This is a genomic window from Solibacillus faecavium, from assembly GCF_014836905.1.
In the GTDB taxonomy this organism is placed as follows: Bacteria; Bacillota; Bacilli; order Bacillales_A; family Planococcaceae; genus Solibacillus; species Solibacillus faecavium.
This window is the reverse complement of record NZ_JACSPZ010000002.1, coordinates 474,297-498,124: the sequence shown is the minus strand read 5'-3', so window position 1 is coordinate 498,124 and position 23,828 is coordinate 474,297. Positions and strand designations below refer to the sequence as shown.

At 35.2% G+C, this 23,828-nt stretch carries 21 protein-coding genes; 12 read left to right on the top strand and 9 right to left on the bottom strand.

Translation table 11 applies throughout. From position 1 onward, the window contains the following. Positions 1-2: 2 nt before the first annotated feature. The 3 genes from H9635_RS05950 to H9635_RS05940 all read right to left on the bottom strand — a co-directional run bounded on the left by H9635_RS05950 (position 3) and on the right by H9635_RS05940 (position 1,802). Complete coding sequence (locus tag H9635_RS05950) at positions 3-413, bottom strand: DUF3021 domain-containing protein (RefSeq protein ID WP_191699230.1); 411 nt, start codon at positions 411-413, stop codon at positions 3-5. Further along, positions 410-862: a LytTR family DNA-binding domain-containing protein gene (locus H9635_RS05945; RefSeq protein WP_191699229.1), complete on the bottom strand. Its 453-nt coding sequence runs from the start codon at positions 860-862 to the stop codon at positions 410-412. The genes H9635_RS05950 and H9635_RS05945 overlap by 4 nt, the downstream gene beginning before the upstream one ends. A gap of 160 nt (positions 863-1,022) precedes the next feature. Then, entirely contained in the window at positions 1,023-1,802 is a 780-nt protein-coding gene (locus tag H9635_RS05940) for a helix-turn-helix domain-containing protein (RefSeq protein ID WP_191699228.1), read from the bottom strand. Between the two features lie 733 nt (positions 1,803-2,535). Here H9635_RS05940 and H9635_RS05935 point away from each other — a divergent pair. Continuing rightward, entirely contained in the window at positions 2,536-3,768 is a 1,233-nt protein-coding gene (locus tag H9635_RS05935) for a dicarboxylate/amino acid:cation symporter (protein ID WP_191699227.1), read from the top strand. A gap of 178 nt (positions 3,769-3,946) precedes the next feature. Then, positions 3,947-6,172: an S-layer homology domain-containing protein gene (locus tag H9635_RS05930; RefSeq protein WP_191699226.1), complete on the top strand. Its 2,226-nt coding sequence runs from the start codon at positions 3,947-3,949 to the stop codon at positions 6,170-6,172. Positions 6,173-6,517: 345 nt separating this feature from the next. Here H9635_RS05930 and H9635_RS05925 read toward each other — a convergent pair whose 3' ends face one another. The 3 genes from H9635_RS05925 to H9635_RS05915 all read right to left on the bottom strand — a co-directional run bounded on the left by H9635_RS05925 (position 6,518) and on the right by H9635_RS05915 (position 9,409). Beyond that, on the bottom strand, positions 6,518-7,051 hold the full coding sequence (locus H9635_RS05925) for a hypothetical protein (RefSeq protein ID WP_191699225.1): 534 nt from the start codon (positions 7,049-7,051) through the stop codon (positions 6,518-6,520). Continuing rightward, the gene (locus H9635_RS05920; protein ID WP_191699224.1) at positions 7,048-7,836 is read right to left on the bottom strand and encodes a hypothetical protein; all 789 of its coding nucleotides are present in this window, start codon (positions 7,834-7,836) and stop codon (positions 7,048-7,050) included. The genes H9635_RS05925 and H9635_RS05920 overlap by 4 nt, the downstream gene beginning before the upstream one ends. A 628-nt stretch (positions 7,837-8,464) precedes the next feature. Next, complete coding sequence (locus H9635_RS05915; protein ID WP_191699223.1) at positions 8,465-9,409, bottom strand: bile acid:sodium symporter family protein; 945 nt, start codon at positions 9,407-9,409, stop codon at positions 8,465-8,467. 488 nt (positions 9,410-9,897) lie between these two features. Here H9635_RS05915 and H9635_RS05910 point away from each other — a divergent pair, with 488 nt between their 5' ends. Genes H9635_RS05910 through H9635_RS05900 form a run of 3 tightly spaced genes read left to right on the top strand, consistent with a single transcriptional unit; the run spans position 9,898 to position 12,901 of the window. Continuing rightward, complete coding sequence (locus H9635_RS05910; RefSeq protein WP_191699222.1) at positions 9,898-11,148, top strand: ABC transporter substrate-binding protein; 1,251 nt, start codon at positions 9,898-9,900, stop codon at positions 11,146-11,148. A 50-nt stretch (positions 11,149-11,198) separates the two neighbouring features. Next, entirely contained in the window at positions 11,199-12,080 is an 882-nt protein-coding gene (locus H9635_RS05905) for a carbohydrate ABC transporter permease (protein WP_191699221.1), read from the top strand. 11 nt (positions 12,081-12,091) lie between these two features. Then, positions 12,092-12,901 carry a carbohydrate ABC transporter permease gene (locus H9635_RS05900; RefSeq protein WP_191699220.1) on the top strand — a complete coding sequence of 270 codons (810 nt, stop codon included), beginning with the start codon at positions 12,092-12,094 and terminating at the stop codon, positions 12,899-12,901. A gap of 128 nt (positions 12,902-13,029) precedes the next feature. Here H9635_RS05900 and H9635_RS05895 read toward each other — a convergent pair whose 3' ends face one another. After that, the gene (locus H9635_RS05895; RefSeq protein ID WP_191699219.1) at positions 13,030-13,458 is read right to left on the bottom strand and encodes a hypothetical protein; all 429 of its coding nucleotides are present in this window, start codon (positions 13,456-13,458) and stop codon (positions 13,030-13,032) included. A gap of 401 nt (positions 13,459-13,859) precedes the next feature. Here H9635_RS05895 and H9635_RS05890 point away from each other — a divergent pair, with 401 nt between their 5' ends. The 3 genes from H9635_RS05890 (at position 13,860) to H9635_RS05880 (ending at position 18,190) form a co-directional block, all read left to right on the top strand. Continuing rightward, on the top strand, positions 13,860-14,459 hold the full coding sequence (locus H9635_RS05890) for a DedA family protein (RefSeq protein ID WP_191699434.1): 600 nt from the start codon (positions 13,860-13,862) through the stop codon (positions 14,457-14,459). Positions 14,460-14,840: 381 nt separating this feature from the next. Then, a complete protein-coding gene (locus tag H9635_RS05885; protein WP_191699218.1) occupies positions 14,841-17,324 on the top strand; it encodes a hypothetical protein in 2,484 nt (827 codons plus the stop codon). Next, the gene (locus H9635_RS05880) at positions 17,324-18,190 is read left to right on the top strand and encodes an ABC transporter ATP-binding protein (RefSeq protein ID WP_191699217.1); all 867 of its coding nucleotides are present in this window, start codon (positions 17,324-17,326) and stop codon (positions 18,188-18,190) included. The genes H9635_RS05885 and H9635_RS05880 overlap by 1 nt, the downstream gene beginning before the upstream one ends. An 82-nt stretch (positions 18,191-18,272) precedes the next feature. On the opposite strand, the gene H9635_RS05875 is transcribed toward H9635_RS05880, so the two are convergent. Next, complete coding sequence (locus tag H9635_RS05875; RefSeq protein ID WP_191699216.1) at positions 18,273-18,836, bottom strand: DUF4256 domain-containing protein; 564 nt, start codon at positions 18,834-18,836, stop codon at positions 18,273-18,275. Positions 18,837-19,490: 654 nt separating this feature from the next. On the opposite strand from H9635_RS05875, the gene H9635_RS05870 reads away from it, so the two are divergent. The 4 genes from H9635_RS05870 to H9635_RS05855 all read left to right on the top strand — a co-directional run bounded on the left by H9635_RS05870 (position 19,491) and on the right by H9635_RS05855 (position 22,756). Next, positions 19,491-20,531 (top strand): DUF1835 domain-containing protein, encoded by a 1,041-nt coding sequence (locus H9635_RS05870; RefSeq protein ID WP_191699215.1) that lies wholly within the window; start codon positions 19,491-19,493, stop codon positions 20,529-20,531. Between the two features lie 39 nt (positions 20,532-20,570). Then, positions 20,571-21,011: a GNAT family N-acetyltransferase gene (locus H9635_RS05865; protein WP_191699214.1), complete on the top strand. Its 441-nt coding sequence runs from the start codon at positions 20,571-20,573 to the stop codon at positions 21,009-21,011. 157 nt (positions 21,012-21,168) lie between these two features. Beyond that, positions 21,169-21,927: an SDR family oxidoreductase gene (locus tag H9635_RS05860; RefSeq protein WP_191699213.1), complete on the top strand. Its 759-nt coding sequence runs from the start codon at positions 21,169-21,171 to the stop codon at positions 21,925-21,927. Between the two features lie 178 nt (positions 21,928-22,105). After that, positions 22,106-22,756 carry a hypothetical protein gene (locus tag H9635_RS05855; RefSeq protein ID WP_191699212.1) on the top strand — a complete coding sequence of 217 codons (651 nt, stop codon included), beginning with the start codon at positions 22,106-22,108 and terminating at the stop codon, positions 22,754-22,756. A gap of 121 nt (positions 22,757-22,877) precedes the next feature. On the opposite strand, the gene H9635_RS05850 is transcribed toward H9635_RS05855, so the two are convergent. Further along, positions 22,878-23,825 carry a hypothetical protein gene (locus H9635_RS05850; protein ID WP_191699211.1) on the bottom strand — a complete coding sequence of 316 codons (948 nt, stop codon included), beginning with the start codon at positions 23,823-23,825 and terminating at the stop codon, positions 22,878-22,880. Between the last annotated feature and the right edge of the window lie 3 nt (positions 23,826-23,828).

Here is a 23,828-nt window from a genome sequence, read left to right as displayed (position 1 = left end):
TGTTATTCACCTCGATTTTGTTTTAAAACATCATTCATTCGTTTAATATCGCGTTTAATCGAAAGGAAAATAAAGCACCAAACGATAATATAAATGGATGTTGACTGAATAAATAAAAGGAAGAAGGTAGACGGTTCATCAAAAGAAAACCATTTCCCAAAAAGCCCGACTATAAATACGGAGCAAAGGACAATTACGTAATGAAGTGCTAAAACCGCTACATAAGGCCAATGTTTAATTAAAAATAAATTGTTTGCACAACCAATGATGACACCTAATGAAAGGGCGAATAAAAATTGGTGTAACAACTCTGCACCAGACCAGGTTATAGACGTGTCATTGTACGTAATGAGTGCGATGATAAAATAAGACATAAAAACACTGACAAAGCAGCTAATTAAAAAGTTTTTCATTTGCTCACACCTCCTAATCCAAGTGCTTCCTTTAGCAGTTTGAAATAATTTCGGCTGACAGGGACAACTGTTTCATTTGCTAAAATGACTTGTGGGTTGCCAAGCACTTTTGATTGGATGGAAACAATTTTATCGATGTTTACGAGCATGGATTTATTGACTCGTATAAAGCTAGAGTGAAAACGTTCTTCTAATTCATAAAGTTTATTCTTTGCTTCAAATTCTTCTTCATCTGTTTGTAAAAATACTTTTCCATTTTCGGTAAAAATCGAATAAATTTCACGAGATTTTAGTAAATGAATGTCTCCATTGGAATAGCCGGCAATACTTTCAGGTGTTGAGTTATTAATTTTTTTCATCAATTGTTCGACTGTTTCATCAAATTTTGGTGCATGGATATGAACTTCGATTTCTGTGCGGTCGTTTTCTATATGTAAGTGGACTTTCATACACTGCTCCTTTCATGATTTCATTGTAGCATTCGAATTTTTATATACTTGATTTTGCCAGTAACAGGCAGAAAAAACGCGTTGACAGGTAATTTTAGCGTATGAAGAAGGACTCTTAACTTATTGTACTTCGAAAATGGATAGTTGAAGAGGTTTTCTTTCAACGCTCTGTCAGCCAGTCATAAAAAGGGACAGGTCTTGTATTTGGATGCAGTTGCTGCTCTTTTTCCGGCAAAACAGGGCGTGCTACTGCCTTGTCATACGCCCCTTTATATATTGCACGTAAAGTTGTTCGAATCGTTAATTTACCATCATGAATATCTTGAATAATGCGCCACATTGCATCTTTAGCTATCGTAAACTCTCGCATATTTTGAATCGGTGTAGCTAAAATAGCGGACCGTAACCCGTCCTTTAAATCATCGTTTAACGGTAAACTCATTAAAAACTCATACAATGTTTTTTGCCACTCATTCATCTGTGTGAGCGTATTATTATATATTTCTTTTAAAGAGCTTGTTTTAAAAAGATTAAAAGAAATAGTTTCGTTACTCGAAATATCTTCACTAACCTCGATTTCATGCACTTCTTCAGATGAGACCCGATCGGACATTTCCGATGGGACATGTAAAATTTGATAAATGTTCGCACCTTTTATTCCATTTAGTTTCGTGCTCGCTACGACACATAAAATCCCGAGATCTGCTGCTTTTTTAACAGCGCGATAAACCGTTTTCATGCTAATCCCGATACTATCGGCAATTGTCTTTGCCTTTAAATGCGCTGCGCCAGGATACGCAAGTGCAGATTGTGCGATACGTAAAATTACATTGCGCTCGCTTTCTGTTAATTCATGTTCAGCTAGGTGAGCCGCTACTGCCTCGTCCATTTCTTTAATTGAGTTAAATGTTTGATATGTTTTTAAATATTCGAATACCATTATTTGCATCTCCCTTCATCATACATATGTCAAAAATGAAAGAAGAAAGGGACATCTTTTTTGATTATTTTTGAATTTAGGACTTTTCATTTTAAAATAAGGGGAGATTTTACCGTTAATTGAATGATGTAGCTCATTTTTAGGATAAATAAGGGAACGTTTTACCGCTATTTTAGTTAAAAATCTGAAATTTCATGTTTTATAGATCAATAACGGAAATCCCTTCTCTTATTTTTACCATTTCTCATTTTATTTTCGAAATAAGAGAAATTCGTTCCTCTATTTATCCCATAACGCAATTCAATCTCCCTCCACCATTAATAACTAATTTCGGGGCCCGTCCAACTTCGAGTGGGAAAAATCCCAAATCCTTATTGTAAGACCCAAATTTATTAAAATTTGTCATCTCCAAACTCATGTTGATGAACCCCGATAAAAAGTTTTTTTCATAGTAGTTTTATTTTTATGAATAATTTGGGTAAAGAGATAGAAAGTTGAGTTCGGCAAACCAAAAATAGCATAAGAGATTTATACTAAAATGTTGGCTTCCTATTACTCAAGTGAAATTTTATTTTTAATAAAAATTGTAGGTCATGCTTTATTTCTTTTAGAATAATGTCAAAAATCAAACAGAAAAAGCTAGTTTTGTGGTTCGAATTTCAATTCTGTTCTACAATAAGTATCTATTATTCTAAAATACGTAAAAATTATCTAAGTAAGAGGAAGTGAGTTTATGAAACTAGCAACGAAAATTTTATGGGCGTTAGGGTTAGGGGCAATTGTAGGTATAGGATTAAACCTTGCTGCGCCCTCATTCTTTACTGAAGCAGACCGATTTTTCTTCACACCATTAGGGACGATCTTTTTAAATTTAATTAAAATGCTTATCGTACCGTTAGTGTTTTTCTCCATTGTAGTAGGGGTTGCAAATATTGGTGACCCGAAAGCATTAGGTCGAATGGGAAGTAAAGCGATGCTGTTCTTCTTAACAACGACAGCTATTGCTATTACAATTGGTATTACTTTAGCAGTAATTTTCCAGCCAGGTAATAAGGGAGAATTTGATGTACAGGAAGTAAGCTATGAGGCTGCTGAAGCACCACCTGTATCCGAAACACTACTTGGTATTATCCCGGCGAACCCTATTAATGCACTTGCAAGTGGTGACATGTTGCAAATTATATTCTTTGCGATCTTTGTTGGTTTAGGTATAAGTTATTTAGGTACAAAATTAGATTTAGTGAAACGTTTTATGGAACAGGGGAACGAATTAATGATGTTCCTTGTTACTTTAGTGATGAAATTTGCTCCGTACGGAACGTTTGCATTAATTGCTTCAGCAGTTGGTAAACAAGGGTTTGATGCATTACAGGCAATGTTCTGGTATATGATGGTAGTATTATTGGCATTGTTAGTGCATTTCTTATTTGTGTATGGAAGTGCGTTAAAGATTTTAGCAAAACGCAATCCAGTCGATATTATTAAAGCTTATCTTCCTGCAATGACAGTTGCCTTTAGTACATCTAGCAGTAGTGCCACATTACCTGTTTCTATGGAAATTGCACAAAATAAATTAAAAGTACCAAAAGGGATCAGTAGTTTTGTACAACCACTTGGTGCCACAATTAATATGGACGGTACAGCCATCATGCAGGGTGTTGCTACAATTTTCATTGCTCAAGTGTATGGTATCGACTTATCATTGTCTCAAATGATAATTGTTGTAATGACGGCTGTATTAGCATCTATCGGTACAGCAGCAGTTCCAGGTGCAGGTATGATTATGCTTGCAATGGTATTGGAATCAGTAGGTTTACCGGTAGAAGGTATTGCACTAATTATTGGTATTGACCGTTTACTGGATATGACTCGTACTATGATCAATTGTTTCGGTGATTTGACATGTACGTTATTTGTAGCAGAAAGTGAAAAGGGTAAAAAAAAGACAGTAGTAGCTGAACAATAGTATAAATAATAATTTAAGGCATCGAGTTTAATATTACTCGGTGTCTTTTAATTTGTCTTCACCTCTAAAATAGAAACTTTTGGTGGTAAATAATTGAATATTTGAAACTTTATGGTCTTTTGTAAAGTATAATGTTAGTGTAAACAAATGTTTACTCAAAGAGATAGGAGGATGAAGAATGGTAACTTTTAAAAAGGCAGGAGCAATGTTATCTGCAACAGCGCTATCTGTAGGTTTATTAGCACCAATGGCAAGTGCTTCAATGTTAGGAAATGAGCGTATGGACACATTGCCAATTCAAGTCGCACAAATGAATACAACGGTAACAAAAGAGGATTTAATGAAGCGTGTTCGAGAGTTATTTCCAAATGAGTTTCCGAATGTAACCGAAAAAGATTTTCGTATGGGGTCGGGTTTCTCACATCCTAAAGATTCCACGTTGCGTTATGAACTTCGCTTTATGAAGCAAATTGATAATCAACATGTGAGTGGATACTTTACTTTTGTAGGAGAAGCGTTAGAGTTAGAACAATTTTATTATCAACCAGTAAACTCTAAGGATGTATTATTCCCGGCAAAGTATTCTAAAGAGGAAGCGCAAAAAGTAGCGAATAAGTTTCTTGAAAAGTTCAATGAAGGTGAAGGGTATGAACTAGTACCAAATGAATATGATTATTATTCATCCTCTATTTTGACGGAACCCGTTCAATACTCATTTATGTATGCAAAGAAAAAATCAGGTATACCGATTTTAGATCAATCGATCAATATTAGGGTGTTAGGAGATGGCACAGTATCCTCATTTTATAGAACAACAAGTGAAAAAAATAATTTTACGTTTGATGATCCTGCTAAAAAACAAAGTGAATCTGTCATTGCCAACCGTTTACAGGATGCATTAAAGGCGCAATTGTCATACAAAATTGTAACAGATTATTCTACAGGTGATTACAAAGTAAAGCTTGTTTATCAACCGAATAGCCAGGTTGTTTCAGGTGTACATGCTCAAAGCGGAGAATGGCTTACATCAGATGGGTTGTCTTCAACGTTATCAGCTCAAGCGATTAAACCGATTGTGACAGCACCATTAGCAGCAAAACAGGCGAACTTAACAGCAGAAAAGGCGCAGGCGATGGCACAAAAGTTGCTTGCAACAGATCAAAAAGGTGTTAAATTAACGGTTGAGTCCATTGAAGAAACAACAGAGGCTGGTAAGGCAGTATATAGCATTCATTATATGTATCACTATAGAAACAGTGGGACAGGCACTACAATTACAATTGATAAAGCTACAGGAGAGGTAATTAATTATAGTGATATCAAAAATAGCCTTGAATTAGAAGATGAAGATAATGATACGGAAGTAAAATTCACGAAGCAACAGACATTAGATAAGGCGATTGCATATGTGAAAGAATGGGTACCATCTTATGCTCACCAGTATGCATTACCAGTAGATGAGGGACAGCACGAAAGTTATAATGATAGTTATTATTTTACGTTCCCACGTATTGTAAATGGGTTAATGGTTGTAGGTGATAATATCTCAGTTAATGTCGATGCCAAAACAGGCGCTTTAGTAAGCTTGCGTGTAAACGGATTTGATGATGTAGAGTGGCCTGCCGCAACAGAAGTTTTAACAGAGCAGGAAGCAACAAAGCTGTTGAAAAATGAGTTGAAACTGAAGCTGCAATATGTAAATCATTCAAATGTGGAAAATGATCAGCATTATAGCTTAGCATATCAACCGGTCTTCAAAGAAGGTTCGTCTGCTACCATTGATGCAAAAACAGGGGAATGGTTAGATGTTTATGGTATGGCTAGTTCAAACAAGCCGAAAATCAAGCATCCAACAGCTGCAGAGGAATTAAATTATTTAATTCATGCAGGGATTTTAGAGGTAGATGGAACATTTAATCCAGATGCATCCGTTACTAAAGAGGAAGCGTTAAAAGTATTACTGAAATCTGTAACCTATATGTATTACAGCTCTAAATATAATGAATATGAAACGTCAAATCAATCGTTTAACGATATAACGTCTGATCATCCATTATATTCATTTGTAACACATGCCTTAAGTATGGGGATGTTGGATACATCCTTTAAAACGTTTAATCCGACTGGAACTCTTTCAAATCAGGAACTGGCGAAATGGGTAATCGGTATGTTGAAGCTTGATAAACCAGCGCAGCTTAGCGATATATATGAACTAAAATACAGTGATGCAGCGCAAGTTAGCCAGGAACTACGTGGCCATGTAGCATTAGCTTATGGATTAGGGCTACTTGAGGCGGAAAATAATCAGCTGAAGCCAAATAGTGAAGTAACGTATGCGCAATTAGCACAAGCAACTATTCGTTTAGCGCATAAAATGAACGAATATGAGATTAGAAACTATTAATGAGTGACTATTCAAATCAAAAATAAATTAAAAAAAGACAAGTGCAGTATAATAGCATTTGTCTTTTTTTAGATACAGTTGGTCGCTATTTTCAGTGCCCTCACAAAATAAAGGTAAATTTTACCGTTATTTGAATGGTGGAGCCCATTTTTGGGATAAATAAGGGAACGTTTTACCGTTATTTTAAATAAAACCGTAGAATTTCATCTTTTTTAGGTCAATAAAGGAAATTTCTTCCTTTATTTTTATTGTTTTTTAAGTTTTTTTAAAAATAACGGAAATTCATTCCTCTATTTAATTCATTACGCAATTCAATTTACAAAACCGTTCCTAAAAAGCCTGTTATCAATAGTCCATTACCTCATCAAAAAGTGCACTTTCCTTATTTTTACGCTTCCATAAAAATACAATGAAATAAATATAGAAGAAAAATAACAATACAGTACTTGAAAGGCCAAGGATCTCGTAAACTTCCAATGGAAAGTGCATGCCGACAGAACTAAACAGCAGAAAGATTAATTGTAAGCTAATATAAAGCGTCGGGAACATACTCTCTTCACCACGTAAAATTTCCTTTGATACAGAAAAAATACAGGCAAGATAGAGAATTGTAAGAAGTCCATTTAATATAGCAACGATTTGAAGCGCTAAATTTGCAGATGGCACGACCATCTCAGGCAAGACTATTCCCATTATTGACATTACGGCAAGTATCGTAGCGCAGAACATACCTAGGTTGGTATACTGGGCATTTACTTTCGATAATGCATAAACAATAATAATGAAGCCGATAAAATCCGGAAAAATATCAAAGTTGCCAAAATTGATGTCAAAAAACTGAAACAAAACCCCGATTATAATAAGTTTGTGAAAGTTCATAGCTCGCCACGCTCCTTCACTAAACTGTTTACCCAGTCCTCACTTGGTCTCGTATTTAAAAATTGGGTTAATGTCAAAATCTTATCTTTTTCTACATTATCCACAATATGCAGTTCCAGTTTAAACAGTTCCATTTCATATTGTGCCTCGCCGTCTGTTGTTTCTAAATATAGTTTATCTTCGTTGTTTAATTGAAGTGGGGCAGTTAGTGGAAGCTGTACAACCTTCCCATTTATTTTGAAATTTAGCAGGTTAACCCGATTATCTACGACATTTATTTGTTTTAACGTAAAAGGTTCTAATACTTTATAAAAACCGGATGTGCCATCTGTCCCGACAGAACTAGATAAGAACTCTAGCTGCGGGATCTCCTCATACTCATAAGTTGTAAGTGAGATCGGTGTTGTCATCCTATCCTTAAAATGAATTGTCCCTTTTGTAACGCCATCTAAAGGAGTTAAATCTTCATTTTCATATAGCCATATAACCGGTGAAATCATACTGTAATACGTATATTTAACATATGTTTCAAGCGTAGTCTGTGGCTGCGCGTTAAACATCGAAAATGGCTGTTCAGGGTAATAATGGTGCCCGTTAAATTCTATCGATTGAAATTCATGCGGATCTATTGAATTCGTTATATATGAAAATTTAATCGTTTTGTTTGCAAAATCAATCGTACCGGCCACAGGAATCGGCTCATCCAGCATCTTTGCATCATAGTAAAGCGTACTCGTTATTTGTATAACACCAACTATGACAAGTATCAGTAATAATTTTTTCATTTAATTCTCCTAACTAGACCCTCTAAGATAGTAAATCTAATAAAATTCCTCTTGATTGGTGGGCTACGGCAAGACAGCGCTAAAGCCACGTGATACGTGTCTTTATCACTGTCTTTATTGCCGTTTGTGAGGCCCACCAATCCGAAAATTTTGCCCTCGTTATAAAGTGAATTAAAAAACACCCAATCAAGCCGCTTGCGCTATCGCAAGGCGGCAGAGAGCGGAAATGCTATGTTTTATAATCTTTATTTTTGCAGAAATTCACTTTATGCCAAAGCAGAGTGACGTGGAGCGAAGGGTGAGCCGTCCAAAAACTTACTTCAACGCGTTTTCCCCGTAGCGCAGCAGAACGCAATTCATTAGAAAATCTTATTTTTTAATTTTGTCATCCCCAACTTATGGTGATGAATGTAATTATTACAGAAACAGTATACCCTATGCTATTCTAAAATGAATGAGCTTTTGTAAGTGTTTTCCATGGACACATACGATTCGTTAATTTCGGAAGTGTATGATTGTATGCGGATAAGGCTTTGTAGTATTCATGAGACTCTCCCGAAATTACCGAAATAAAAAAGTGGTACGAGTATAAATTCGTACCACTTTTTACGTTGTTTAGCTTGAGTATCTATCTGTTTTTAGCTATTTTATCCGCTTTCGAACCCCAATACGTCGCAAGAATTGGTCCGGAAATATTGTGCCAGAAACTGAAGATGGCACTCGGAACGGCTGATACTGGATCGAAGTGGGCCATTGCTAATTGTGCGCCTAAGCCTGAATTTTGCATACCGACTTCAATTGAGACAGCTTTTTGATCATCGTACTGAAGTTTAAATAGTTTTGCTAATAAGAAACCAAACAAGTATCCTAACCCATTATGTAAAATGACAATTGCAAAAATAATTAACCCAGTTTCCAAAATCTTATCACGGCTTCCACTTACTACAGCTGCAACAATCATAACAATCGCAACAACAGATACGGTAGGAAGAATATCAATACTTTTCTCGACGATTGGCTTAAATAAGAACTGAGCAAGAATTCCTAAAATAATCGGAATTAATACTACTTTGATCACTGACATAAACATCGCCATAAAAGAAACTGGTAACCATTCACTTGCTAATAAGTATATAAGAGCCGGCGTCGCAAACGGAGCCATTAATGTCGTAAATGATGTAATCGTAACGGATAAAGCTGTATTTCCTTTTGCCAAAAATGTCATAACGTTTGATGAAGTGCCCCCTGGACAACAACCTACTAAAATAACACCAACCGCAATTTCCGGTGGTAAGTTAAAAATCTTGGCTAACGCAAATGCTAGCAACGGCATAATAACAAATTGAGAAACAACCCCAATAATAACACCTTTCGGGTACTGTAAAATTAATTTAAAATCATCTAATTTCAATGTCATTCCCATACCGAACATGACAATCCCTAATAAAATAGTAATGTAACTGCCAATCCACGTGAAATATTCAGGCATCCAAATTGCTAATCCAGCCGCAACGAGAACCCAAATCGCAAATGTATTCCCCGCAAACTTACCTATTTTCTGTAAAACTCCCATAATGATGTGACCTCAGCTTTCTATTGAATTCTAGTTATTGTAATATATTAAATTTTTAATTGCAATAAAATTCAGAAAATTTAGTTTATCAATATTGAAAATTATGATTAAAAATTAATACATGCTCCAAAACATATCAATATCGTAATTTTTAATTAATCAAAAAATATTACAAAAATAGGTTTACTTAACTTTTTATAGTGGTATATAAAATTATTGGTTTTGTCTCAGCCAGTAAATTTCCCCATGTGTAACATCTCCAATTTTAAGTGCAATCCTGTTACAACCACCATTAGTAAGCTAAAAAATAATAAATAAAGAGTAGGAGTGAGAGCTAAATAAATAATATTCTTTTTATTATGCAGTCATTTAATAAGTTCTTAAACGGACATTAAAAAGATAGCTATAACTGCATGTTACATAGTGAACCGATTTTGTTGTCATGTAAATTTTAATTGAATAATGGAAGAAGAAGGGGGACTTCAAGTATGAAAAGGATGTTTTTAATTAGTATTTTAATATTGTCAGTTGTTTTATCTGGTTGTGTAGGAAGTACAAGTAGTAATTCTGATAGTGGAACAGGCGATGGTAAAACGAAAATTAGCTTCATTCATTGGCGAGGCGAAGATAAAGCGGCTTTTGATAGTCTAATAGCTGATTTCGAAGAACAAAATCAAGACATTGAAGTCGACATGACAATTTATCCATCAGAACAATATCAATCTACAGCGCAAACGTTATTACGTGACGGCTCAACTGGGGATGTCTTTACAAGCTACCCGGGTTCTCATTTTGAGATCATTAAACAGGCAGGTTTGTTCGAGGATTTATCCAATGAAGATTTTCTTGAAAACTATAATGAACGATTAATTTTGGCTGGTCAGGCAGATGACAAGCAATATGCAGTACCATTGCAACTTGTATTTAATCAGCCTGTATACAACGCTACATTATTTGAAGAATTAGGATTAGATCCAAACCCTAAAAGCTGGGAAGAATTTTTAGCCCTTTGCCAAGCGATAGCCGATGCAGGACATACTCCGATTGCCTTCCCAGGTGCAGATATTGGTCCGGGACAGTTCATGAATTCTATGATGATGAACAATGCTCCTGAAGAAGATATTTTTGACAAGCTAATAGCTGGGGAAGCTAAGCTTACAGATGAATGGTGGGTAAAAACACTTACACAATTTAAAGAGTTAAACGACAAAGGCTATTTAGGAAATGGTGCTCTAGGAACAAATCATCCAGGTGCTATTGCCATGATTGCAAACGGTGATGCAGCTATGCTTGCAACTGGTTCATTTGCAGTAGCCGGCATTAAAGAGATTAATCCAGATATTGAATTAGGTTTACTTGCACCAATTACAGTTTCAGAAAGTGAAGCTGTGTGGGAAGGGATTCATACAACTACATTCATGCTTGCAGTAAATGCGAAATCGAGTAAAAAAGAAGCAGCTAAAAAGTTTGTATCTTTCTTATCTGAAAAAGAAAACGCCGAGGAATACGCAAACAAAACAAGTCAGCACGTAACAGTTAACGATGTTGAGTATACATCTGAAGAATTAAAATCAGCAGAAGAATGGTTTGAAAAAAATACCCGCTTCCAACCACGTTATTTAATTCCGAATGCTGATGTAGAAAAAGCTGTTATTGCTTCAATACAAGCTGTATTAAATGGAACGGATCCGGTAAAAGCAGCTGAAGACTCTCAAAAGATTGTAGATCAAAATATTTGATAGAAGGGGGATTTTTTCCCCCACTCTATTTAATGTAAAGGGATGATTGGATGAACTTAAAAAGGAATAAGGCCTTACTATTATTTTTAATTCCAGGTTTAATTTTATATTCTACTTTCTTTATCATTCCTACTATTAATGCTGTAATATACTCTTTTACAGATTGGGACGGACTTTCGCCAGACTTTAACATAGTTGGATTTGATAACTACATAAATATACTTACAAATGATTCTATATTCTTGAAGGCTATGGGCAATAACTTGAAATTTATGCTATTTGTCTTGATTTTCCAAACGGGATTTTCATTGCTGTTTGCACTGTTTTTAATTAAAAATACAAAAACAAATGTATTTTTACGTGCATTATATTTTTTCCCGACAATTTTAAGTTCAGTTTCTGTAGCGTTTATTTGGTCATTTGTTTATGACCCAAATATCGGCATATTAAACACGATTCTAGGTTATTTAAATCTTGAGTTTTTACAGCAAAGTTGGTTAGGTAATCAAAATATAGCTATTTATTCAGTTGCTGTAACACAAGTTTGGTTCCATACAGGTCAAATGTTAGTCATTTTTGTAGCAGGATTACAAGCGATTCCTGAAGATTTATATGAGGTGGCTAATATAGAAGGCGCAAGTCGTTGGCAGCGTTTTAGGTATGTTACTTGGCCGATGATTGCACCATCAGCGACTATTGTTATGGCATATACGACCATTCAGTCCTTTAAAGCTTTCGACTTGATTTTCGCAATGACGCGTGGTGGCCCTAATTATTCAACGGAAATTTTGGCAACGCTCATTTATACGACTGCATTTAGAAGCTTTGAGTTCGGATATGCTTCAGCTGAATCAGTCTTATTCATGATTATTATTGCTATTATCACAGTACTGCAATTTAGAATGTTGAGAGCTAGTAAGGTACAGGAATAGGGGGAAGTGACATGCGTTTTATAAGGTTCATACTTTTAACATTATTTGCTTTAGTCGTCATTATACCTATGATGATTGTCGTTCTTACAACATTTAAATCTACATCAGAGGTATTTTCAAATATATTAGGATTACCGAGCAGCCTTAGTTTTAAAAACTACGTATCCATTTTTACGGAACAACCAATGTCCCGTTATTTCATGAACAGTGTAATTGTTACGTTTTTTTCTGTAACGCTTACTCTATTGTTTGCAACTTTGATTGCATATAGTGTAACGAGAATGTTTGGATGGATTGGGGTCATTATCTTTTCGTTATTTACGCTGGGAATGATGGTGCCTGCTCAAGTAAATATGATACCGCTTTATCAGCTAGTATATAACTTAGGCTTAACAAATAGTTTGCTAGGTTTAATTTTAGTAAATATTGCTGTCACAATGCCCGTTGCTATATTTATAATAACTGGATTTATGAAATCTATCCCTAAATCATTATTTGAAGCAGCTACAATTGACGGAGCCAGTGAATTTAAAATGTATTATAAGATTGCCTTGCCTTTATCATTGCCTTCAATTGCAGCGACAGCCATTTTCTTATGCGTAATGCACTGGAACGATTTATTGTATCCATTATTATTTATTACGAATAATGATTATAAAACGCTTCCTCTTGCATTGCTGGAATTCCAAGGAGAATATGCGACGAACTATCCACTATTATTTACTGGAGTCTTAATAGCATCAGCTCCTATGATTCTTGCATATTTATTCCTGCAACGCTACTTCATTGCAGGGATTACAGCGGGTTCTGTTAAAGGATAATTAATTGTATTATAGCCGAATATATAAGCGGATTTGGAAAATTAATCGTTTTCCAGATCCGTTTTAATTTTATAGGAGAGTAAATTTTGTATGGATTTATATGTAGAATAGTTATAATTTCTATGATACTAATTTTTAGAAATAAATATTTTTGTTATTATAGCACTTAATAAAGTAATTATTAGCAGTAGTATTCCATCAGAATGAAAGAAATTGAAACCATAAATAAGGATCCCACAAAGTACACAACTAATTGTGTTCAATCCAAAAAGAATACCCCATATAGTCTTTTTAAATTTTTGATACGCTTTACTTCCCATTAAAAACTTATTGTAAAAAAAGCAAATGATTGCTAGTCCTATTACAAATGACAAAGAAAAAATAAATGATGATGTAAAAATAAGTGGTTCTTCCCAAGGCATGTCGACAGTAATAATATTCACTAAATTAATCATATTTAAAGTAGCAATGCAAAGAGCAACAAATAAGAAAAGAAACCATTCAGCTAAATAAATAATAGGCACAAAAAATTTTCTTAACGTAGGTTGATTATTCATTTGAAACCTCCAATATATGTAAGACTAATAATATATACGTTAAAAGGATAACTAAAGTTTCCTGAATTTTACTGTTTTCTCTCTAATACTCTAGCCTGTTAAGAAAAGGAAAATGTCAAAGTGGTTGTGACATATCGCTTTTTGCATATACATACACTACTCTAATAGGGCAATATCATGAATAAGGCAACATTATTGGCGGGACGGCGTTCTATTATAAAGGAGAACATACATAAAAGTGGTAGGTTTTCGGAATTTCTATTGTGAAACGTTCCAAGTTTTTGTATGCTATATGAATGTAGAAGTGGACTAAAGGGGTAAAATCGGTTTCTGTCGATTTTGACTTTGGAGATTGCAAATGATTGGAGTTGTTTTTGTTGTTAGATACAATCATTTTACCAATGATTGAGTTTTTTAAAGGGTTAGGCTATTTGGGTGTATTATTAGCACTCTGCTTTGAATTTATTCCGGCAGAAGTCATCTTACCGATGGCCGGGTTTTGGATATCTCAGGGAGAATATAAATATTGGCTAATGGTGCTTGCAGGTACTGTAGGTGGAACAATTGGGCCATTGACATTATACGCGGTAGGTCGCTATGGTGGTCGTCCGATTGTACTGAAGTATGGGAAGTTCTTCTTGATTAATGAAAAGCAAGTAAATGCAGCGGACAAGTTTTTCGCAAAATATGGTGCTGGTGTCGCCTTTTTCGGACGCTTTATGCCAATCGTCCGTACAGCGATTTCCGTTCCGTGCGGGATGACAAAAATGAATGTATGGAAGTTTTCAATTTACACGTTTTTAGCAATGTTTCCAATTACCGCGCTTTATGTGTATTTAGGTATTAAGCTAGGTGAAAATTGGGAACAGGCAGGAGAGCTGTTTAAGCAATACCTACAACCATTTGTTATTCTCATTATAATTTTAGCAGTAATTTATGCGATTTATAAATACCGCATCAAGTTATTGGAGCGTAAAATGAATTTACCAAATAAGAAATAGTTTGAAAAGGTAGCCTAGGTTAATAGGCTACCTTTTTTATTACCCATTACTAAATGTTTTTACCCCTCTTTCGCCCACCAATCCAAAATTTTGCCCTTGTTATTGAGTGGAGTAAATAACCCCAGTCAAGCCACGCTATCGCGAGGCGGCGGGGAAATACTCTATTATATCTCTTCATTTTTGCAGAAATTCATTTTATGTCTAATCAGGACAGGCTTCAATAGAAAATTTTATTATTTCAATTTTGTCACCCCCAACTTACGGAAGGGTATTTAACCACTTTATACATATTTTGGATTTTAAATGTTAAAATGAAAAAAGAACAATAGCTTAATAAGATTTAAATTTAGTAGTTGCAAAATTATGAGTGGAGGGGGATATATGAAAGAAATAATCCATTTTCTTATGAAGGGATGGCTAAAAAGTAAGTATATTTTCCTGTTTCCGATTGCAATGGGGCTTCTTGTTTGTATACTGCTGGGCATTAATAGTACGCAGTCGGGTGCAACGAAGAACGAGTTGCAGGAAACATTCGACAATCGTGAAGAAACTGTTCGTCTTTTAATTTCCAGTATGCTAACGAAAGACCGCGTTATTGGTCTAACACCTGATGAACGGGAATCGTTGGACATTCTTTTGGTGAAAGAAGAGCATATAAAAGAGATATTGGCAAAGATTAATGAAGGGGATCTCCAGATTGCACAACAACAGCTTGCCTATATAAATGAGTACGAAACATATACCGCCACAACCAAATTTATACCTTACCTAAATCAAGATACATTAAAGTTTGAGCGACTTATGGCCGAACATTTACTTGAATATGATCTCCCATATACAGAGCAGATCACTCCCTATAAAACGGCCCTCTTTACAAAGCAGTTATTCCAGATTTTTTTTAGCCCAATTACTATATTTATGCTCCTGCTTGTATTTTGTTTTAAATATATGGCTGACAAAGAAAAATGGCTATTTGATTTCTTTAAAATAAACTCATTATCCAATACATCCATTTATTACGGATACTTAGTTCCATTACTAAGTATCGTATTTATGTATATTTTAATAGCAAGTATTCTATCATTTTTACCTCCCTTATTAACTGGGAATGTCAATACAATCTTTTACCCGCTGGAAGTAGCCGTCGGTTCAGAAATGATTTTGGTACCTGTATGGAAGTGGCTAGTTTTTATTCCGATTGGCTGGGGGATTTTCGTTTCATTTCTATTGCTTATAACAATTTGCCTGTTCAAGCAGCAAGCCAATTTAGGCGTCCTGTTCTTTGTCATTAGTATGCTGGTTTTCATCAGCTACATGATTTCATTAAAGACTGGATTCCAAATAGGCAACCCGATTCACTTGATTGCTTCATATGAACCGCACTTGTTGACTTCAAATCGTTTTGTTCTGTATTTACTTGGCATGCTATTGCTGCTCATTATTAGTAGTATCATTGCGTATGTTATTATTCGAACAAAAAATATCAAGTTTACAGTACCTCAACTTAATACAACAAAAAAGCAGTATCGATCAACACAGAAGTTTAAGCTTCTGCAATTCGAGCATTTAAAAAAGAATCGCAAAGGACATATTCTTTTTACTATCATTTTATTATTCGGAATGATTGGCGGCGTCGTTATTGCAGTGAATGAGCAGTATCAAACATTCCCTGACAAAGCATTAAAAGCGATTGAAAGTTATCAAAATCAAATTATTCAAGATCAGGCACATTGGAAAATGGTCGCGGAAGAATTTGAACTCGAACAGGCATTACAACAGCAAATGGCGGAGCAAGCCGGAGAAGAAATGGAAATACTGGATCAAAACCCGTTCCAATTGATGATAAAACAATTGGAAAATCGGTATGATGCAGTGGAAAGTTTAAAAGGCGAGATTAATTCCCCTGACTTTTCCGAAACTTTTCGTAAAGTTATGAAGTCGCTGGAGCCAGGTTCATATAAAGACAGTGAAAGCACAAGCACTTTGACAGATATGGCATCTGAAGAGCAGCAAATGATTCTGGAAGACAAGGGGATTACCCCATGGCCACTTGGACATAAATGGGTTTCTAATTTTCATGATCCGAGTCGTGCTGTTGATAATGACCATTTTAAAAGGTTAAAGCTTTTCCAGGAACAAAATACTAAATATGACAACAGCAGTTTGTTCACTGTCTACAAATTTATGGATTGGAATATGATGCTGTTTGTATTGCTTCTATTTGTATTACTGTTATGGACAACGATAGCTGAGGAGCGCAGTCCTAATCCAACGATTAACTTTTTAGCAACGAAGCCGATTCGACTTACATCCGTTTATATAACGAAATGGCTCTATAATTTCGTGATTGCCGGTAGTTTACTCCTTATTAGCAGTGCTATCGTTTTCCTCGTTGCCATACTTATTGGGGGCTTTGGGGAAGCGAATTATCCGATTTTGATTTATGCGAGGGAAAGGATAGAGGAACATTTTTTCCTTTCAACAGCCGATAATGCGTATTTTTACTTTGAAAGCTTGGCTGCACTTCTTGTGAAAAGCGGAATTCTTATCATCGCTCAAATTTACTTTTTGAATAGCCTGTTCAGTTTCATAGGAAAAGTGATGAAAAACCATTACGCAGCTATTATTGTGACGTTCTTGATTGTCATTACAGGCTATATGGTCGGAAACTATTATATTGAATTAGCGAGCAGTTTTTATAATCCATTTGTCTACTTTGATACTTGGAATGTGATAGATGGTTGGAAATCCATTGAAGCAAATAATGGACGAGTGAACTTTATAAGTGGCACAGTCATTTTATTCATTAGCGGAAGCTTCTTGTTCGTAATCGGTCTTTTATTTAGAAGGAGGATGGCATCTTAATGGTATTGCACGTACATCAGCTCGAAAAAAAGTATAAAAATAAATCGGTTCTCGAAAATATTAATTTTTCGATTGGAGGCGGGGAAATTATCGGCCTTGTAGGACCAAATGGGGCAGGGAAATCAACGTTAATGCGCTCAGTATTAGGGCTGGAAGAAATAAATGGCGGCTCAGTTCAAATAAATAACATTTCTCATAATAGCCCTGAATTTTTTAAATATATCTCTTTTTTACCGAGTGATAATTACTTGTATATGCAGCTAACAGGTTATGATCATCTGTCGTTTATTGCCAATGTCTATAAAATTCCCCCTAATGATATCGAGGATATTATAGATCTAGTCGGAATTCGCTCCTATGTGAATCAGCCTGTGAAATCCTATTCTTACGGGATGCGCCAACATTTGTTTATTGCGGTAAGTATTCTAACAAAGCCGCTCATTATTTTAATGGATGAACCGTTTAACGGATTGGACCCAACAAGCACTATAGAATTAAAGCAATTGATCCGCACACTTCATGGACAGGGGATCAGCATCGTCATCTCCACACATAACCTCGATATACTGGAGGATTTGACTGATACAATCTGGTTTATTAAAGAGGGAAAGCTTCATACAAATCAGCTCGAGTCAAAGGTCGATGTACCTTATGAGATTAAGTGTGATCCTAATCATGACCTTGCTCAAATAATGCAAGGTAGTGAACTTCCATTTCAGGTAAATGAAAATCGACTGATTACAGATGCGGTATACTCGATTGAAATCTATCTGCAATGGTTACTTAAGCAGAATATACAAATTCAGTCGGTAAATCCGTTAAAACGTAATTTGGAAGAGTTGTATCGGGAGTTTTATGATGTGTAGGTTGTAGTAGAATTTCAAATAAGCCGATGTCGCTTTGTGTGTGACATCGGCTTTCTTAATGGTTGTAGCTGCTAAATGTAAATTAAACAGAAAGAGACCCTCTGAATCCTCGCGCGCTATAATAAGAGTCTGCACCATTATGATACATGAAAACTGTATCATAGCGACGATCGCAGAAAATCGCTCCTCCAAGTTTACGTATTTCCGGTGGTGTCAAAACCCAGCTGGAAGTTTTCAAATCAAAGTTTCCAAGCAGTTGTAATGACCGATATTCGACTTCTGATAAAATTTCAATGCCCATCGATGCCGCCATATTCATTGCACTATCTTCCGGTTTGTTTTTCTTTCTCGCATCCAATGCCTCCTGGTCATAACAAATACTTCTACGACCTTTAGGGCTTTCAGGTGAGCAGTCCATAAAAGTATACGTGTCCGTTTCATAATGATAGGCAACGATATCAGGCTCACCTTCTGTCCGTTCCATTTCATGAAGAGACCAAAGCTTTTCAGGATTTGCCTCCAGTTTTGCCTGCACATTTTCCCAGTCAATATTCGGATGCCGCTCCATATGCTGTTCGAATCGGGCTTTTAAAGTTGATAGTAATTGTTCACTCTGTGTTGTTGTTAAATTTTTTCGTATTGCCATTGGTAGATACACCTCTTAATAGTTAATTTAACCATAATATAGGGAAGATTTTCTAATAAAATTATACTTGATTGATTGGTGGTGAGTAACGGCAAGACACCCGCTAAAACCCCGTGACTTTATTGCCGTTAGCGAGGCCACCAATCCTAAAGTTTTGCCCTCTTTATAAAGGAACAAAAGCAATAAAGCCAATAAAGCACTGATCCAACTTAGTGTAGCACATCCAAAACCCCTTTTTAGATAGAAAGTACTTCATTAAGTTTTTCAGTCCCGGCCAAATAAGGGAAGATTATACCGTTATTTGAATGAGGTAGCTCATTTTTAGGTTAAATAAGGGAACGTTTTACCGTTATTTTCAATAAAATCATGAATTTTTATGTTTTTTAGGTCAATAACGGAAATCCCTTCCCTTATTTTTACTATTTTTTATGTTATTTTAAAAATAACGGAAATTCATTCCTCTATTTATCTCATTACTTCATCATCCACTCCTTTTAGGAACAAAAGCGCTTAAGTAAACGCTCGACCACTTTTGTGCTAGGGCATTGAAAAACGAGCGATTCTCAAAAAAACATTGTAAATAGCTTTAAGTATTAATGTTTACCGCTAGTGGAACTGAAATAATGGTAAAATTTAATGAAAAGGGGTATTTAATTGTTTCATGAAATAAAAGAGATGCTAAATCACTTGGAGGATGAAGAACTGAGATCTTTATTAGCTCAATTCTTTTTACGTATGCAATTAGTTGAAGAAAGAAAGGGGTATTCAGAACAGCAATTCTTTTTAGATATTAAAAAAACATACAACGAACTATTAGCTTACAAAAAAGAACAAGCAAATAACGAACTGCACACACAATTTCATACTACTCATATTGTATTTGGCGATTCACCAACTGGAAGCTTAAAAATTGCTTTAAAAAAATTAGGACTAGATCAGCAGGAAAGGATTATTACCTTTTCCGATTTGTTTTCAATAGGGCCTATCTGGCATTTACATAACGCACAAGGAATAACTAATCGATTTGAATGGTTAAGAACAAATATAAACATAGATGATGACGTGCTATTCGATTATGAAGATTACTTTGAACGGACTTCATTAAACATTGAACAAACACCAAGTCAACATCAGATTATTATTTGGGTCGGAGAAAATGCACATGAACAAACTGGTTTAAGATATGTTCTCTATTTATTAAAAGAGAAAACAAACAATATCTATATCATGCATACAAATGAGGCATATAAAATTCATGTTGATAGACCTGAAATCGATTTTACACCACGAAATATGGGAGAACTTTCGTCTGAACAATTAAAGCAAATTTATGAAAACGAAAATCTGGGTCATGCATTAACGCAAACGGAACGTAAAGCATTTGAACAGCAATGGGAGAAACTTTGTGAGGGGAAAGAAGTGTTACGCATTTGGGAAAGTCATCAAATAATGAGTGTCTCCGAAACTTTTTACGATGAGTACATCATCCAGACAGTGAAGAAGCTCCATCAGGAGAAAAAGAACAATGACTTTATAAAATCAGCTAGAATCATCGGCGAAGTAATTGGTCATTTAGATCAATCTGTGGGCGATCAATTTATAGAATATCGTGTCAGACGTTTAATCGTCGATGGTATATTTGATATGGAAGGGGTCCCAAAGGCTATGCGCTACTATAGCGTTAAAATTCGATAATGCTTCAACTTCTAAATATCATAAAAAGGGGTACTTACTTTGGAATATAAACTTTTTCAAGAAACCGATTTAGTTAAATGTACTGAAACTTTTATTAAAGTGTTTAATGCTCAGCCGTGGAATGATGAATGGACATTTCCGAAAGCTCATAATTATTTAGTAGATTTTTATCAAACACCTGGATTTTTAGGGGTCATCGTAATAGAAAATGAAGAAGTGATTGGCTTTATAATGGGCGTACAAAGAAAATGGTGGAGCGGGGATGAATTTTATATCCATGAAATGTGCGTTGACACGGAGCGTCAAAATAGGGGAATTGGTAAATCGTTGTTGGACTATTTAATTAAATCGCTAGGAAATAATATAAGCAACATCACACTTTTAACTGATAGAGGTATTCCAGCTGAAGCATTTTATAAGAAAAACGGATTTGAAGAAATTGAACGGCTTGTTTTCTTAAGCAAGGAACTTAAATCTTAGTGAATAACTAAGTTTTAATTTTCAACCAGCGTTTCCTTCATTAGTTTAATGATTGCTCCTGTGACTAGTGCAAAATTTTCAGTAATGACTGTATACATTTAATCTGGAACGTAATACTAAAAAGGTTAATTAAAAGGCTTTTTTAGGAGGAATTATCATGAAATTAGCAGGGAAAACAGCTGTCATTACTGGTGCTGCATCAGGTATGGGGAAAGCAATCGCTCAACTATACGCAAAAGAAGGGGCAAACGTAGTTGTAGCGGATATTAATAATGAAGCAATCGATGGTGTAGTAAACGAAATTACTTCAAATGGTGGTAAAGCAGTCGGCGTTTTAGCAAACGTAGTAAAGCAAGAAGATGTTGATAACATGATTAACACAGCAATTACGTCATTTGGTTCGTTAGATATTTTAGTGAACAATGCAGGAATCATGGATAATTTCGTACCAGTTGGCGATGTTTCAGATGAATTATGGGATAGACTTATGGCTGTTAACTTAACGGGCCCATTTAAAGCTGCTCGATCGGCAATCAATATAATGGAAAAGCAAGAAACAGGTGGCGTTATTATTAATAATGCATCGGTTGGTGGTTTATTTGGTACTCGTGGTGGTGCGGCTTACGTTGCTTCTAAACATGGTTTAATTGGCTTAACTAAAAATATTGCAGCAACTTACGGTACATTTGGGAAAGTTCGTGCAAATGCGATTGCACCAGGTGGCGTAAAGACAAATATTGGAGCAACAATTACTGCACCAAGTGAATTAGGATTTAAGGCACTTGAAGCAGCAGGTTTTAGCCCAATGGCTGAAGCATCACAGATTGCGCAAGTAGCATTATTCTTAGCTTCTGAAGATTCGAGTTTTGTAAACGGCGATGTAATAAAAGCAGACGGCGGTTGGACTGCTCGCTAATAGTAGTGCTATATAACTTCATTAACTTAACTGCAATCTAATGGCTAGAGATGTATCTTGCTATTAGATATGCAGTTTTTTTATTCAATTCAAATAGGTAATTATGTTGAATAATTGAAGGTGTATTTAGCAATTAATGGTATTATATGTGAGTAATCATATCGAAGGGGGAGTGTAATTGAAAAGAATCCTAGTATGTTTAAGTGTTATGTTTATTCTCGTTGCGTGCTCAAATAAGAATGAAGAAAACTCTCCAAATAGTGACACAGTAGAAGAAGTAAATGCTTCAACTCAGCTTTTGGAAGATAACACCGCCCAAATCGACAAATTAGAAAAACAGAACGAAGAATTGCAGGCTACTTTGGATAATCTTCAAACGGATTTTAACTACAAAGAAGAGGAAGCTGCGCATTATAAACAAGTGATTGACGACCTTATTAAAGATTATAGTGATGCCGAATTAAAGGATTTAGCAATAGATTTATGGGATTATAAATTGGAAGTTAACGGGTTACCAGTTCCGACAAATGGTTTAGTTGACATACAAGATCAGACGATTGAAATTTCTTTGATGGAAAAGCAGTCGGATTATCTTATTTTACCGTCTGAAGTTTTTATGCAAGGGCAAATAAGTGGAGATTATATAGACCATTTAAAAGTGAACGCAAATCCCTCTGAAACCTACGTCACTGATGGTACGGTTGTGACCGCTGTACATCATAAATATGAAAATGTAGAAAATGGTACAACAATGTCATTTTCAATAACGGAAGAATTAAGAAAACGATTAGGACTTGAAACTACCGAAATTACGATTAATAAAAAATAATATTACATTTCCTAACATTGATTTGGAGAAAAGCTGTTTGAAGCCCAATGACTATGGAATCGAGAAAAACACCCTTGTCCTTTAATTAAAACAGGGGTGTTAATTTACAATAAGCCAGAAATTATAGATCGTAAAAAACTTTTGCGACTTCAATAAAAGTTTGTACACTCACATTTTCTACAGGTACAACAGGAGTCCAAGGATCCCAAACTGATATTAAATAATTTTCCTCCGCAGTTTCTTTAACAAATAATAACTTTTTTTGCTCTTCACTATAATAAGCATCCGTTTCCAGCACATTATTCAGTTTGATAAAACTAGCCAGGTCTTCGTTTGTTTTTATTCCCTTATTGATAACTTGAATATCTATATTAAATAACTTAATAATTGGAAATTCATTATATTCATATTCTAATGATATCGAGTGAACCGAAGATAATAACTCTCCTTCTAATACCGCATAATGTTGATTTTGTTCATGCGCTTGCTGTTTTAACTGCTCTACAATTTCCATCATTTCCTCGTATGATGTTTTAGGGCTATCATATGTTAATCTTCCTTCTTTAAATTCGTATTGTTCTAATAAAGTTTTTGGGAATTTCCATCTAGCTGCTAAGTCAATAGGTAAATAATCGAATGAGCGAAACGTATCAAAATTATACAGATGGAACAAATTGGGCTCACCGTATTGCTCATAAGCTTCTACATCTAAAAAGTATAAAAATGTCCCTGGCTCAATTGTTTTCCTTAATTGATCCATTAGCTTTCTATTTTTCATGGAAATGTCATCCGCTCGATCATGGGGAATCATTTCTTCATCTGTCATTGTTTCTATCTCAATAACAGAAGATGCATCCTTGTTAAAAAATGTCAACCCATTGAAATTCATTGCCCCAACTGTTGCGACGGAAAGAAATAAACCGAAACAAATCATAGCAAATGTCGGAAATCGTCTCATCTTTTTATCTTTATGAGATGAGATTTTTTGAAGAATTTGCTGTTTGTTTGGACTTTCAATTTGCTCGTATTGTTCCTTGAATTTTTTCTCAAACTTATCAAAATCTTTCATATA

What these genes read in the sequence shown, in the direction of transcription:
- H9635_RS05915 (WP_191699223.1), bottom strand. Translation starts at nt 9,409, where the DNA reads ATGGGAGTTTTACAGAAAATAGGTAAGTTTGCGGGGAATACATTTGCG.
- H9635_RS05885 (WP_191699218.1), top strand. Translation starts at nt 14,841, where the DNA reads ATGAAAGAAATAATCCATTTTCTTATGAAGGGATGGCTAAAAAGTAAG.
- H9635_RS05930 (WP_191699226.1), top strand. Translation starts at nt 3,947, where the DNA reads ATGGTAACTTTTAAAAAGGCAGGAGCAATGTTATCTGCAACAGCGCTA.
- H9635_RS05940 (WP_191699228.1), bottom strand. Translation starts at nt 1,802, where the DNA reads ATGGTATTCGAATATTTAAAAACATATCAAACATTTAACTCAATTAAA.
- H9635_RS05905 (WP_191699221.1), top strand. Translation starts at nt 11,199, where the DNA reads ATGAACTTAAAAAGGAATAAGGCCTTACTATTATTTTTAATTCCAGGT.
- H9635_RS05900 (WP_191699220.1), top strand. Translation starts at nt 12,092, where the DNA reads ATGCGTTTTATAAGGTTCATACTTTTAACATTATTTGCTTTAGTCGTC.
- H9635_RS05950 (WP_191699230.1), bottom strand. Translation starts at nt 413, where the DNA reads ATGAAAAACTTTTTAATTAGCTGCTTTGTCAGTGTTTTTATGTCTTAT.
- H9635_RS05925 (WP_191699225.1), bottom strand. Translation starts at nt 7,051, where the DNA reads ATGAACTTTCACAAACTTATTATAATCGGGGTTTTGTTTCAGTTTTTT.
- H9635_RS05910 (WP_191699222.1), top strand. Translation starts at nt 9,898, where the DNA reads ATGAAAAGGATGTTTTTAATTAGTATTTTAATATTGTCAGTTGTTTTA.
- H9635_RS05875 (WP_191699216.1), bottom strand. Translation starts at nt 18,836, where the DNA reads ATGGCAATACGAAAAAATTTAACAACAACACAGAGTGAACAATTACTA.
- H9635_RS05895 (WP_191699219.1), bottom strand. Translation starts at nt 13,458, where the DNA reads ATGAATAATCAACCTACGTTAAGAAAATTTTTTGTGCCTATTATTTAT.
- H9635_RS05945 (WP_191699229.1), bottom strand. Translation starts at nt 862, where the DNA reads ATGAAAGTCCACTTACATATAGAAAACGACCGCACAGAAATCGAAGTT.
- H9635_RS05860 (WP_191699213.1), top strand. Translation starts at nt 21,169, where the DNA reads ATGAAATTAGCAGGGAAAACAGCTGTCATTACTGGTGCTGCATCAGGT.
- H9635_RS05935 (WP_191699227.1), top strand. Translation starts at nt 2,536, where the DNA reads ATGAAACTAGCAACGAAAATTTTATGGGCGTTAGGGTTAGGGGCAATT.
- H9635_RS05920 (WP_191699224.1), bottom strand. Translation starts at nt 7,836, where the DNA reads ATGAAAAAATTATTACTGATACTTGTCATAGTTGGTGTTATACAAATA.
- H9635_RS05890 (WP_191699434.1), top strand. Translation starts at nt 13,860, where the DNA reads ATGATTGAGTTTTTTAAAGGGTTAGGCTATTTGGGTGTATTATTAGCA.
- H9635_RS05850 (WP_191699211.1), bottom strand. Translation starts at nt 23,825, where the DNA reads ATGAAAGATTTTGATAAGTTTGAGAAAAAATTCAAGGAACAATACGAG.
- H9635_RS05880 (WP_191699217.1), top strand. Translation starts at nt 17,324, where the DNA reads ATGGTATTGCACGTACATCAGCTCGAAAAAAAGTATAAAAATAAATCG.